We start from the raw sequence: 13,006 nt of genomic DNA on the forward strand, positions 1-13,006 counted from the left end.
GCGACGCCGGTCGAGAGCGACGACACATTGGTCACCACGGTGGTGGACAGCGCGTCCAGGCTTGCACTGGTGGCGTTCAGCGCCGTGTCGGTCGCGTACAGCTGCGAGCCATTGACCGCGTCCGTGCTCGTGCCCAGCACCTGACCCGGCGCCACGTTGGTGATCTGCCGTTCGGCCCCCGCAGCGCCCACGCTTACCACGCCGCTCGCGCTGCCCGCGTACGTGTACGCCGTGCCCGCGATCGTGTCGCCTGTCACCGGCACAGCGGCATGCGCCACGAATGAATTGGCACCCAGCGCGACCGAGTTATCGACGTCCGCCCCCGCATTGTTGCCCAGTGCGACGGCATTCGCACCGCCGGCCGTCGCGCCGGGGCCGATGGCGATCGCCCCCGTGCTCACCGCGTTGGCCGCCTGCAGCGCGGTCCCGCCGTCATTCACGCTGAAGTAGGGCGATGTGCCCGACGGCAGCGAGGCGACGGTGGTAGACAGTGAGCCAACCGCCGTATTGGTCGCATACAGCTGCGAGCCGTTGACCGCGTCCGTGCTCGTGCCCAGCACCTGGCCCGGCGCCACGTTCGTGATCTGCCGTTCGTTCCCGGCCGAACCCACGCTCACCACGCCGCTTGCGCTGCCCGCGTACGTGTACGCTGTGCCCGCGATCGTGTCGCCCGTCACCGGCACCGCGGCTGTCGCCGCGACCGAATTGGCACCCAGTGCGACCGAGTTCGCGATCGATGCCGTAGCAAGGGCGCCCAGCGCCAAGGCATTGTCCTGACTCGCTGTCGCACCCAGCCCTATCGCGGCCACGTTATTCCCAGTCGCCGTCGCGGCCTGGCCAAACGCAGAGGCCGTTGTTCCGCTAGCGGTCGCCTGCTCGCCCACTGCGGTCGCTTGCTCTCCGTCTGCAAGCGAGCCACTCCCAAACGCCGATGCAAAGTTACCCGCCGCGCTCGCGCCCCAAATAGTGACGCCATAAAGGGCACTGAGGCCACGACCTGGCTGCGCCCCCGAACCCACGGCTGTCGCCGCATTTCCACTGGCGGTTGCGCGACTGCCAAGCGCAGTTGCCGAAAGCCCCGCCGCGGACGCAGAGGAGCCGATTGCTATTCCATTCGCATAAGTCGGACCCAAATAATCCGACGGCGGGGCGGATGCGTTAGCGAGCACGCCGATAGCAGTGTTGTCACACCCGCTCGCAGTTGCCATCCCCCCCCCATTCGTATTCACACCTATCGCGACATTGCCTGTGCAACCACCGGTACCCTCAATCGAGACGCCATAGCCATTGGCCGTATAGTCCGCAAACGCAGGCATCGGCACAGCGACTCCTAGCAGTCCTGCCACCGAGAGCGCCATCACCAGACACCGGGGCACCATTTCCCCAACTGCGGCTTGCAGTCCATGCGCCCCGGCGCGCGCAGGAATGTTTCCTCCCCATGATCCGGGCTGTCCGCGCCCCCCTGTCACAGTCTCAGCCACTGGAATCAATGTCCCACAACGGCGGTTCCAAACCAATTGATAAAGGTTTCTGTTCATGGTCTGCTGTCCTCTGTCCGTGTTGCAAACGACATTTTCTGGATCGGCTCGCGACGCTATCCGATCACAGAGTTTGCCTTAATATAACTATGCATTCCTAATTAATTAACGCATAAATCGAATTACCATAAAACAACATTATTCGAATGCTATTGACGGCTAAGCCCGCGACCGGCACAAAGCTTAACGCCTTGCGTTTTTAAATAGAAAATCACCATCCGGACACAAATTCCCGATCCGCAACGAATTAATGGTGCTTCAGACAAGTTAATCGAGTCAATATTAAATTATTTTCAACACTCGAATTCATTTCCATCATTAAAATCATTGTGTAATTTTTATATTTAATTAATTCATTTACCATCGCATGACACAAATACAAAATTATATCGAGTTCGCACCCTCAGCTCAAAGACATCTATATCGAAAAATGGCACGTTCGTTGCCGCAATTTCAACGCTGCGGCCTGAGCCAACTGGGTGCAACACCAACACACGTGACGGTAAGGTTACGCGCGGGGGCGGGAATAGCCGAAGGGGTAGCGCACGCATTCAGTGAACCGTTCGCATGGCACAACACATCGACTGTTGCGCCACTTATGCTCGTCGACCCGATGTATACACGATAGCGGCCCAAGGCGTAGTCTGATGCATGGACAACATGGTGGCGGTCGACTTCAGGCCGGCGAGTTTCCGCCCAACCGGTCGATCGTATTTCACGGGCCTTAAAGGTAACCTCTCCCGCCCAAATTGATCGCAAATCGCTTACCGTAAAATCGGGAGCCGCCGGTGCCATGTGGCATGGATATACGGGACATGAGATCGTTTCCCCGAGAGACACGTGCACGACGACATCGAGACGCGATCGGCCTTGGCACGCGCTGCTCGTCCATCGGTGACTTTGGGGGCTTAGCGCTCGCGCGAAGTGCCACTCAGGTATCGTCTGGCAGGCCGCTAAACAGGAACTGATAGCGGTATTATCGAGGCCCGGCCCCGATGCGCGGACGAGCAGGTCCGGTGAGGCGACTTATGAACTTTCTTGTTCGCACCTACATTTCAATCCATGTCGTGTCACCGACGTCCGGACACAACGCCAGCCTTGATCAATTGGCGCTTGCCTTCGGGATTAAGAATCACCGCGCTTATTAAATCGACTGGAGTACCTTTGAGCGGGCACAAAATTCCGATTCCCCAAGGTTATGGTGTATCGCCAAGTTAAGCGGTTGCGCAAGCAAGCCTGTCGCCGCAGATTGACTGAGTCGATCATGGTTATGTCACTGAAAACGCCTGAAAAAAACTACTTACAACCAGATAAATGGCCTACGTCCTCATAAGGGCGCATGGCGAGCCTGCTCCAATGCCGATTGCAACTCGCGGGAAGCATTGTAGAGCGGGACATGGCCCTTCATCAGAATCTGCGCACTTCGCCGGTATGCGACCATGGCGATCGTGGGATTGTGTTCAGACGATCTGGCTTGCACAACGGTCTCGAGTAGACCTGCCGGATGTTCGATGACCACGTTGATGTCACGGAGATGTTGTGTAGCCGATTTGGATGCGAAGTGATAGGCCACCGAGCCGGGAATCAAGGTGGCTACCGCCAGGCAACAACCGCCCGATACGGCCATCGTGGCATGAATGGTTTGCGGCGTGAAGTAACGGACGGCTATATCGCCACCATGCCGCGGCTCGCCGACGATGCAAAACTTGGGGATCGTTTCGCTTTGGACAATTGCGTTACGGCTCATCAGCGAACCATCGGGATGCCGCAACCCCATCCGGAGTCCTGCCTCAATCCACACAGCGTTGGCTTGGCGCAGAAACGCCGTATCGCTAACCAGTTCTGTGACGGGCTCATGCGCCGTCTTGCCGAATTCGCGGGCACTCGCGATGACCATGGGCACGGCCGCATCAACACAACTAACGTGATAACCATCAATGACGTCCACCACCGATCCGGTTGGCAGCAGCGACCCCGTCTTCGCGCCTACAGGATCAAGCAGGAAAAGATCGACTGCCGGAAAGGTGCCCAGCACGCCGGGAATGGACGCTTTCACAAACGTACCGTCGGGGTCGATCGCCATACGAGAAGTAGTCAGGCTGCCGGTATTGATATTCCGGATGTCGAGGGTGTGCCAGCCGGATCCATCCGCTTCAATAAAGCCCATATCGAGCGCCCATGTCTGCAAGGCAGCCGACATATTGCCGCAGTTAACGCTCCAGTCGATGCGACCGTGGTCCGCGGCAAGTTGCGCGAGCGTGCTCACGAGGCGCGTCGAGCCGTCGGAGGTCGTTTCGATATGGGCCAGAAACACCTTGTTGCTGGTGGCCGGCCCACGTCCGAGTCCCGTGAGTTGTCGATTGCCAGGGGTATTCCCGTTTAGCGACACTCCCATGAGATGGCGCAGCAGCTCTTCTCTCAGGGCGATTGACGAAGGCATCCAAGGCTCCCAGATGATCGCCCCGGTCGAGGTGCCGCCGCGCACATGGTGAACGGGGAATTGCCAAACGCCGTGGTAGAGATGGGGACCGTAGGAGGATGTAGCAAGCGAAGTCTGCATCGTTTTTCCATTACACCTGAAACGACAGAATCGGAAAGATCAGTAAAGGGGCATCTGCCAGCTTGTGTTGTTGCCAAGGCGCTCATCGTCGCCGGGAACTATTGAGTCCGGCACGTTCGCGGTCCTTTCCCGTGCGGAGCAGCCTCCACCTCTGGCCGCAGTGATGCCGGCCCCCAAGCGTGCCCCCGTGAACAACGAACTCGCCTTCGCACTCCCAGTGCCGCAGCGTTCCGCCGGCCCCGGGAAGTGCAAAGCGCCCTGACTACCGACCATCGTTCCTGGGCATTCTCCGAGTACAAGTGATTAGGCATCTAGCACTACCCATTCAACCGTTAAAGCGCCGGCATAAGATGACCGCTCTCATCGTGCAGGACCCACACATGCCCGTAGGACCCGGACCGCTCGGCACACCACATACCACCGCTATCTTGTCCCATCATCAGTTACTGATTGTCTCAAGCGCAAGCCCTCGCGTCGCCGGCCCAAGCAGGATCATCACAATCCCGACCACCATCGACAGACCGATAAACACCGCCACGCCCGGCACGCCATAGTTCTGCAGCAGGACGCCGATGGCGAGACCGGCGAACGCGGCCGCAATCCGGCTCCATGAATAGACGAAGCCGATCGCACGAGCGCGAACACGCGTCGGAAACAACTCTGCCTGATAGCCATGGTAAGCATAGGACATCACGTTCGACGACAACGTGAACAGCACGCCAAGCACGATCAACAACCACGGCTGCGACGCTTGTGAGAATAGCGCGATCACGATGCTCATAGTCAGCAGTCCGCCGACGATCTGCGTCTTGCGCTCCAGCCTGTCCGCGAAGATCACGCCAATCAGCGGCCCGAACGGATTGGCGATCGCTATCACGAATGCATAGCCGAGACTCGCCGTCACGTGCACGCCGCGGTCGATCAGCAGCGTCGGCACCCAAGCGGCGAACCCGTAGAAGCCGATCACTTGCGCCATGTTGAAGATCGACATGATGATAGTGCGCTTCAGGTAAGGCGGCCGCAGCACCTCGGCCAGCGAGCCCAAACCCTCCTTCTCGCTCGACACCGCCTGCGCGGCGGATAGAGCAACTCCCTTTTCGGCGACGATGCGCCGCTCAATGTCCGCAACAATCCGCTCGGCTTCGTCGATGCGTCCATTGCGCGCGAGCCAGCGCGGACTTTCCGGGACGTTGCGTCGCAGGAACCAGACGATGATCGCGCCGATCGAGCCGATCAGGATCACGACGCGCCAATAGTCGAGCCCGAATGGTTGCGTGCCCTTCAGGATGAACGCGAGGAACGCGACCACCGGCACTACGCTGAATGTGATGAACTGGTTGACCGCGTATGCGCGGCCGCGCTCGCCGGTTGGAATCAGCTCGGAGATGTAGGTATCGATCGTCACCAGTTCGACCCCGATGCCGACGCCCGCCAAGAAACGCCAGATGTTCAGGCCGACGCCCGTCGTCTGGAACGCCATGATGATCGTGCAGACCATGTACCAGATCAGCGACCAAGTGAAGATCGCGCGTCGCCCATAACGGTCCGCGACTTGACCGAATACGAGTGCCCCTGCCCAAAGCCCGGCGAATGTCGCGAACACAAAGGTGCCGAAACCGGCAACCTTAAGCGGTCCGAGCGCTGAAAAAAAACCAAGCGACTCAGGCGTAAAAAGCCCCGAATGGATCATGCCCGGCGCCACGTAGCCCGTAAAGAAGAGATCGTAGAATTCGAATACGCCTCCGAGTGAAATCAGAATGACCATCGTCCAGACAGTACGCGATGGCGGTAGACGGTCGAGTCGAGCGGCGATCTCCGCCGATTTTTCGATGGACATCTGAATCCCTGATAGTTGTTTTGAGCGCATGATTTAAATGACACGTGGACCGCAGCGGCGTCCGCTCGCACACGCGTGGGTCAGGAGTCACCCGTCTGCGGCACCTTGTGCCTCCGTGTGCATCGCCATTGTCTCCGCCCTTGGCATCGGACCGATTTCTTTCGATAGCCCGGGCCAACAATCCCGCGACGCACGAATACCTGCATCTATATCTCCCCGCGTGCATTGTCTTCCAATGGCCGGCTAGCTGACCAAGTTAGCAATGAAGTTGACGCACGCAGCGGTATCGTTGACGTTACGCGGTATCACTGCCAAGGTTGTTCGCGCAACAACGCGATCCTGCGCCTCCTCCCTTCAGCAGGGCCGCTGCACGACTCAGGAACCGCGACGCGATCCTGGAGTTGTCCGTCTCTGCCTTGCCCTCAGCGAACGCTTCGGGCAATTCGACCTTGCCTTGTAGCCGTAGCTGCGTGATAGCGGTCGTGTCATAGTGACTCCAACTCACGAGATCGCTCACAGACACGTGCGGCACTTCGTTACTGCCCACCGCCCAGAGTGACACCGGTTCGCGCAACCCTGAAAAAGAGGGCAACGGAAACCTGGATTGATGAGCCAGGCTCCGTCACCCACCAAGCCAAGGAGACGAGGCCACGCACTGGCCTCATGACAATCCTAACCTGCGTCTACTTGTGTTTGCCAATCCGTTTTATACGTTCGATATATCTTGATTAATAATCGCCACCTCAATATCAGAACATTCGCAAGCTATAACGCAAGCGTTATTCTTTAACCGGACCAAACCCTCGTAGCGATGGCATCTGGGTTTGAGCATAACGGTCTTCGAGTTCGAGCGACGAGCAATAGCCAATGCTGCAATGAAGCCGGCGGGCGTTGTGCCATCCCTCCAGGAAGGAGAAGATGCGCCGGCGTGCCTGTTCTTGGATCGCAACGTGTTTGCGCGAGAGCAGTCCGGCCTCCATCGTGCCGAAGAACGACTCGCACATCGCGTTGTCATACGCATCACCAGTCGTGCCCCTTGGACGACTGCATGCCGGCTTCACGGCAGCGCCGCCCAAAGACAACGGACGTTACTGACACCCCTGATCCGGATGTAGAATCACGCCTTCGTGGCGTCACTGCTGCAATGCCATGTCCAGTGCCTGCATCATCAATTCGTTATGCAGATGATTTGACATCACCCAGCCCACGAGGTGCCTCCTGAACACATCGAGTACCACCGCCAGGTACAGAAATCTGGCGTCGGTCGTCAGCAACCCACAGCCCGTTTGACGCGTGCGCAGTAAGGTGCCGCCGTACCATGGCCCGTGTGATCTGGTCGATGCTCGCAACGGGCCAGTCGTACCAGAATGCGGTATAGCTCCGACTTCACTAACGATGCGTTGATGAATTGACGAATGGCGCCCGGTCGATCCGGCCAGCAGGGAACCTGAAATCTATAACGGCCTCTGCGGTCTTCCAGTTGTTGAGGCCTGTACGCGCGGAATTCCAGTTGGGCGCTGGGCTATGCCCTGACACCGGATATATGTACGCAATCGACTTCCGTGTCCATCAACTTCAGCTTGCTGTTTGGTGGCAGTCCATATATGTTTTACCAAAGTCCACTAACTGGTTTTGAGACTGTTGAAATTTGATGACGTGACCGGCACACCGGCCTGACGACGAACCTGGTATATGAGCCGGCTTTAAAAGGCCGCGGGCGTTTATAGGATCGTCAGACGCGACACTCATCGGGGCGCGGGGAACTACTCCCCACAACGACTCTCGGATAGATTCGAGCAAGCCAACTACAACGTCAAAAATCAACGTTGCGAAAACGGGAGCGACCTATAAGGATCTCCTGTTCAATGCAATGGTTTTTTGCCATTACCGAGATTCCTGTCGACTCCTTCAGTTGATTCTGGTCGGATCAAACGTCGGACAGACTGCATACCTATAAACGGGCCTGTACGAGCCCTTGGTTGCATGGCGCTGGCCCGGATAATAACCGCGTAGCGGGACTCCATTTATAGAGCGGCCCATGCGAAAACACATTGCCTTGTCGCCCCGCGGGTTCGCCCGCTACCGATCTGACCTGTCGCTTATCCCTTTCCATGCATCTAAGGATGGTGAACTATTACCTAGGCCATGCCTGGGGCGCATACACCAGTTGAGACTACTTCGCTGCCTGCATGCCGCCGACACCTGGGCCGGATCAAACCGCTCGCCCTTGGCAAGAATCACCCGCAGGACACGCGCATACTTGTTGGCAACCGCAACGAGGGGCTTTCCGTGCCCCACCCGCCCGGACAGTCCGACGATCCAGCGGGACAAACGATCCTCCCGCCTCCTGTCAGCAGTCACCGTCACCCGGGCGCACTGGAACAGCTTCCCCACGGCGGCCAGCCTTGCTGCTGCCGGAGTCATACTGACTTGGTAACGCGGCCCAGCCGGTCCTTCCCACCACTACTGTTCTGTTTGGGAGCGAGCCCCAGGCGCGCGTCGAGCGTGCGGCATGACGATAAAATGGCGAGGCAGAAGAGCAACCGGCGGTGGTGCTTTGACGGCTTTGAGTTTCGCTACGATGACGGCAAGCCACTGCGCGTGACTTTCGCGCTCGATTGCTGCGACCGCGAGGCCATGAACTGGGTCACTATGGCCAGTCGTCATAGCGGCAATGTCATGCGCGACGTCATGCTGGCGGCGGCTGTGAAGCAGCGCTTTGGAAATGTCTTGAAGGCGCCCTGCGAAAATTAAATAGCTTAGCGATAACGGCTCGGGATACATCGCAGAGAAACGCGAACGCGTACATTCGCAACCGATATCGGGCTGAAGCCTCTCACGACACAGGTACGCAGCCCGTAGAGCAATGCAATGGCCAAGAGTTTCGTGAAGACGATGAAGCGCGATAACGCTGCCTTCAGCCGAAGCCAGACGCGGTGGCCGTCGTGCGCAATCTGGCCGTCGCCTTCGAACACTATAACGTTACACACCCGCATAGCGCACTGGAAGACCGCTCGCCACGGGAATTCCGACGTAGGACCGTTTCATCAACCTTAGTGAGATACTGCCCGGCGGTAAAGGGACAAACCCGCAGCCTTAACTGGGACACACCATTCGGACGAAGCACTCTTCAAACCAGCCTGCTCCCTCGTCTGCCGGAAAATCTTCAGTCAAAGTGAGCGGGATTTATAAATAGAAGTAAAAATATATTCTTTATCATTATATTTTCCCGTAATATGAAAATATAATGTTAGCGACACATGCTCATTAAAATTCGTCTTTGTGTACCGACGGCGCGACTCTCGCGTCGCGCCGTCGGGTAAAATACCTGCAGCGGTCGCTTTGCCTCGCCTTAAGCGGAAATTCACCATGACCAAGACATCGAGGTCCCTCAGCATTGCGCGTGATCGCATCAAGTCAGGCTTGGCGCCCAACTCGCGGACCAGACAGATCGAGAATCGACCCACGCGGCTTCGCGCCTGGGAATCAGTCATGCCTCCCTTCCGGCAGCGGTATATCAGCGAGCTTCTCCCTCTCGAGCAGACCTCGACAGTACGTCGGATCCGGATAGTGCATTGCCTGGACCGGGCCTATGACCAGCTGATCGAAGCAGAGCGATGGACGGCTGCAATTGTGGCCGTCGATTTGGCTGGCGACCTGATCGGCGGCCATGAGGCTGAAGGCGAAGCGCTTAAAGCGATCTACGACAGATACAGCGATGCCAAGTTGCCGCAGAGGTCAACGGAATAAAGTCCATGTTCGAAATGGTCTTCGGTGTCGACTCGAGCGACGATCTGGATTTAAGCTACCCGGACGAGCTGCTGCAACGTGCAGAGGCGTATATCTGCCGATATCGAGCAAGCCCTCCACTGGTCGATTACCTATGCGAGCGGAAGCGATCAATCGGTCATTGCGAACTACCTGTTTCAGGCGTGCGGCTGGATGCTGTACATCGGTGTCAATTGCATTCGCCTGAACACTCTGCGGTTCTATCAGCAGAATGTCAGCGCCGCGGTCTAAATTACTGGCGTCGTGACAGCGTGCCGCACGCTGCTGATGACCGCGCAGGAGCGCCTCAGTCGACAACTGCCAGCCTGCCTGCCGCTCACGGCCGCCAGCAAATAACCAATCCATCAGGTTCATCCACAAGTAGACGCCATGCAAACCTATTCGATGACGCATGCTCGCCATGGGCTGCTTCGTACGACCGGCAAGACGAGTTCGTGAAGCGCAGTCTGAAGGTGTACGTCGGATGGTCCGGGGCCAAGATCCGGCTCTTCCACCAAGTGGCCGCAGCTCGCGACGTTGTGGTCGAGGCAGAATCGAGCATCGATTCGCATACCATGTGGTTTTTGCCGGTCATGGGCGAGATGGTGCGCGCTATTGCCTACAAGCCGCAGCGGCACGTCGACCGTGTGCTGTGCCCCAAGCATGCCCTTAACGGGCATCTCGATGTTGACACCCGTCGCGAGGCTCTCGATCGCACCGACGGGCACCTTGAGATAGCGATCGCTAGGGCGCACGAGAACTTCAATTTCGGGGCTATTTCGTGCCACACGCCCCGTCAACGGAACGGCGCCGCTTTGGGCCAACGTCTCGCTCACGCTCGATCAACTGAATTTTTTGAAGGCGGCCATCAAGAGCTTCCCGATCGAGATGCTGCACGGCGCGAGACAGATCCATCAAGCGACATTGGCCCGCGATTTTCCTGGAATTTATCGTCCAGTACGGATCGGGAGATATCTCGCAGGAGGCTGGCCTCATGATGAGCGCCCTTCACTACGAGTGCTCGTTATTACCTGACGCAGCTTTTTCTCGACGAGCATTGCAAGGGGGCACGCATCATCACTATTCGGGCGGCGTCTCGTTCAATTTGATTCGCACACGGCGGGAGAAATTTGCCATCGAGCGTTTGCTTGCTATGGCAGGTCGGACGTGGCGGGCGTCGATCGAGCAGGGCTGGGCACTAGCAAAGCATTACCCGCCGGGCCGCGGCCGAGGCGGCGTGAGGAAGGTGCATGAGCTCCACCATTGACCGGTATTCTCTAGGGGCATCGGACGGGAGGCGACGACGCCAGACAAACGCCATGCGGGTGGTGTCGACACGGACGATACGATTTCGTTTGGCCATCGTGGCGGGGTTCACCTGCATGATGACGCTTCCCCTCGGGGTAGCGATGGGAGTGTATTGGGCCAACGGCGCCAAGCCAACAATGGACGCCGCGCCGCCAGCAATGGACACCGCGCGTCGCGTCAAACAGGACTACGTGACTGCCGAACTCGGACATCTCAATGCGGCGATCGATCAAATCGATCCGCGGCTGGCTCGCGTGGCACACGACGTGGCGCAACTACGCGATTTCCAGGCACGCCTATCGCGAGCCGTGCCGACGCAGCCGACCGAGTCGGGGCGGCGCAGCGACGCGCCGATGGATGGCGAAGGTGGGCCGTTGCTGCCGCCCAAGCTTTGCATTAGACCGCCGCTGTCGCGCCCAGGGCTGGCCGCGCTCGATCGGCAGACGGCTTGCCTCACCGAAACCTTGTCGGCACTCGAGGCCCAGACCGCGGAAGCGATTGCCGCCTGGGACGCCTATCCGGGGCGCATGCCCGTCGCCCAAGCCCGGTTCGGCTCGCCGTTCGGTAACCGCGTCGACCCGTTTACTCACCACCTGGCATTTCATGCGGGACTCGACCTCGTCGCGCCCTTGGGCACCTGGATTCTTGCCACGGCAAGCGGCAGAGTGGTATTTGCCGGCGGCAAATCCGGATATGGCAACGTCGTGGAAATCGATCATGGCCACGGCTTCATGACGCGTTATGCACATGCCTCGCGCCTCGTCGTGCACGCAGGAGACATCGTGTTGCCGGGCGATCATATTGCGGATGTCGGCTCGACCGGACGGTCGACGGGGCCGCATTTGCATTTCGAAGTGCTGTTCAAGGACGCGCCGACCAATCCGGCTGACTATCTCGTGTTATTCAACGCTCCGGATCATGGCTGATCGTCGCCGTGTACGTGCCCGCTACCGGCTGACCCAGATCAAGTGGCGGCCCCACCCTGTGCACTCCTGGAGGTGGCGCATCCTGCAGTTGAGCGGATATCCAGTGTGTCTGGTGATCGGCGCCCTACTCAGCCTGATGCTGCGGCAAATGCCTGCGCCTAGCGCGTGCGTGGCGTCGCGCCCGCAACACACTGCCGAGGCCGATCTGCAGCGTGCGCAACTCGCTCTAGAGCAGGCGCGAGCAGAGCGAGCCGTAATTCTGAACACCGCGAGCCGCGCGACCGCGCAGGCTGAGCGCCTGAAACAAGACCTGCAGGCATTACGCGCCGCCGGGGGACGCAAGTAAGCCCCCTACGGCCTGAAACTGGAGAAACGATGCTGGGAAGAAAGAAGACACAAAGCCTAGGTTCGTCCAAGATCATGACCTTGCTGGCCGGCGACGTCCATTTCATGGGGGATCTCGAATTCAGCGACGGCATCCGTCTGGACGGGAAGCTCACGGGACACGCGGTCAGCAAACCGGGGAGTCACTCGCTGTTCGTGGTAAGTGAAAAGGGTGTCGTGCACGGCGATATCCACGGCTATGACGTGATCATCAACGGCACGGTGCTGGGCAACGTGAGCGCCGAACACTCTGTGGAACTGCAGGCCAACGCACAGGTAACGGGAAATATCGAATACCGGCAATTGCAGATGGACTATGGCGCGAGGGTGGACGGCACCTTGACGCGAACCGACGCGCCGGTGGGCGCCGGTACGGGGGGCGAGGGCATGGGGCCGCACAAGCCGCTGTCAGTGGAATCACCCGAGCCAGTCGGGCTTTTGGGTAACCGAGAAACAAGCCGCGCCTAGCCTCCGCGCCCCTTCGAGAAGAACGGGCGCATCTGCGTCAAGCCTGAAAATCGCGCCGCTCGATGCCGCAGTGCTACGGTGCATAAAATCGCAGAGCTGCTTAATGGTAAGCGACATTTGTCGGCCGTCTTGACGATCAGAATTTGATCTCGAAGAGGCGTTCGTTGACGCCCTGAAGGTCAAAGGCAGCGGGATCGAAGCTACCGCCGCACCAGTC

At 58.7% G+C, this 13,006-nt stretch carries 9 protein-coding genes and 3 pseudogenes; 6 read left to right on the top strand and 6 right to left on the bottom strand.

The genetic code is table 11. The features are described from left to right. The 5 genes and pseudogenes from HV796_RS37585 to HV796_RS37600 all read right to left on the bottom strand — a co-directional run. A pseudogene (locus tag HV796_RS37585) lies at window positions 1–764 on the bottom strand (ESPR-type extended signal peptide-containing protein); the annotation flags it as partial. An 81-nt stretch (window positions 765–845) separates the two neighbouring features. Continuing rightward, window positions 846–1,538: pseudogene (locus HV796_RS46120) on the bottom strand (ESPR-type extended signal peptide-containing protein); the annotation flags it as partial. 1,327 nt (window positions 1,539–2,865) lie between these two features. Beyond that, window positions 2,866–4,098 carry a PrpF domain-containing protein gene (locus HV796_RS37590; protein WP_175232906.1) on the bottom strand — a complete coding sequence of 411 codons (1,233 nt, stop codon included), beginning with the start codon at window positions 4,096–4,098 and terminating at the stop codon, window positions 2,866–2,868. A 439-nt stretch (window positions 4,099–4,537) separates the two neighbouring features. Further along, window positions 4,538–5,863, bottom strand: a complete 1,326-nt coding sequence (locus tag HV796_RS37595; RefSeq protein ID WP_217478124.1) for an MFS transporter — start codon at window positions 5,861–5,863, stop codon at window positions 4,538–4,540. A gap of 851 nt (window positions 5,864–6,714) precedes the next feature. After that, complete coding sequence (locus HV796_RS37600; RefSeq protein ID WP_281369974.1) at window positions 6,715–6,996, bottom strand: integrase core domain-containing protein; 282 nt, start codon at window positions 6,994–6,996, stop codon at window positions 6,715–6,717. 1,432 nt (window positions 6,997–8,428) lie between these two features. Between HV796_RS37600 and HV796_RS37610 the strand changes: the two are divergent. Then, window positions 8,429–8,994: pseudogene (locus tag HV796_RS37610) on the top strand (integrase core domain-containing protein); the annotation flags it as partial. A gap of 111 nt (window positions 8,995–9,105) precedes the next feature. Here the strand turns inward: HV796_RS37610 and HV796_RS43540 are convergent. Further along, the gene (locus tag HV796_RS43540) at window positions 9,106–9,429 is read right to left on the bottom strand and encodes a hypothetical protein (RefSeq protein WP_217478121.1); all 324 of its coding nucleotides are present in this window, start codon (window positions 9,427–9,429) and stop codon (window positions 9,106–9,108) included. On the opposite strand from HV796_RS43540, the gene HV796_RS37615 reads away from it, so the two are divergent. The 5 genes from HV796_RS37615 (at window position 9,428) to HV796_RS37635 (ending at window position 12,789) form a co-directional block, all read left to right on the top strand. Then, window positions 9,428–9,685 carry a hypothetical protein gene (locus HV796_RS37615; protein WP_217478123.1) on the top strand — a complete coding sequence of 86 codons (258 nt, stop codon included), beginning with the start codon at window positions 9,428–9,430 and terminating at the stop codon, window positions 9,683–9,685. The two genes, HV796_RS43540 and HV796_RS37615, sit on opposite strands and share 2 nt — an antisense overlap. A 5-nt stretch (window positions 9,686–9,690) precedes the next feature. After that, the gene (locus HV796_RS37620; protein ID WP_175232911.1) at window positions 9,691–10,701 is read left to right on the top strand and encodes a hypothetical protein; all 1,011 of its coding nucleotides are present in this window, start codon (window positions 9,691–9,693) and stop codon (window positions 10,699–10,701) included. Beyond that, complete coding sequence (locus HV796_RS37625; RefSeq protein WP_175232912.1) at window positions 10,698–10,970, top strand: hypothetical protein; 273 nt, start codon at window positions 10,698–10,700, stop codon at window positions 10,968–10,970. The genes HV796_RS37620 and HV796_RS37625 overlap by 4 nt, the downstream gene beginning before the upstream one ends. Window positions 10,971–11,085: 115 nt before the next feature. Next, window positions 11,086–11,937 carry a M23 family metallopeptidase gene (locus tag HV796_RS37630; RefSeq protein ID WP_246356275.1) on the top strand — a complete coding sequence of 284 codons (852 nt, stop codon included), beginning with the start codon at window positions 11,086–11,088 and terminating at the stop codon, window positions 11,935–11,937. Window positions 11,938–12,312: 375 nt separating this feature from the next. Continuing rightward, entirely contained in the window at window positions 12,313–12,789 is a 477-nt protein-coding gene (locus HV796_RS37635; protein WP_175232913.1) for a bactofilin family protein, read from the top strand. Window positions 12,790–13,006: the final 217 nt, after the last annotated feature.

The sequence above is a fragment of the Paraburkholderia humisilvae genome, from assembly GCF_902859855.1.
GTDB classification, from domain to species: domain Bacteria; phylum Pseudomonadota; class Gammaproteobacteria; order Burkholderiales; family Burkholderiaceae; genus Paraburkholderia; species Paraburkholderia humisilvae.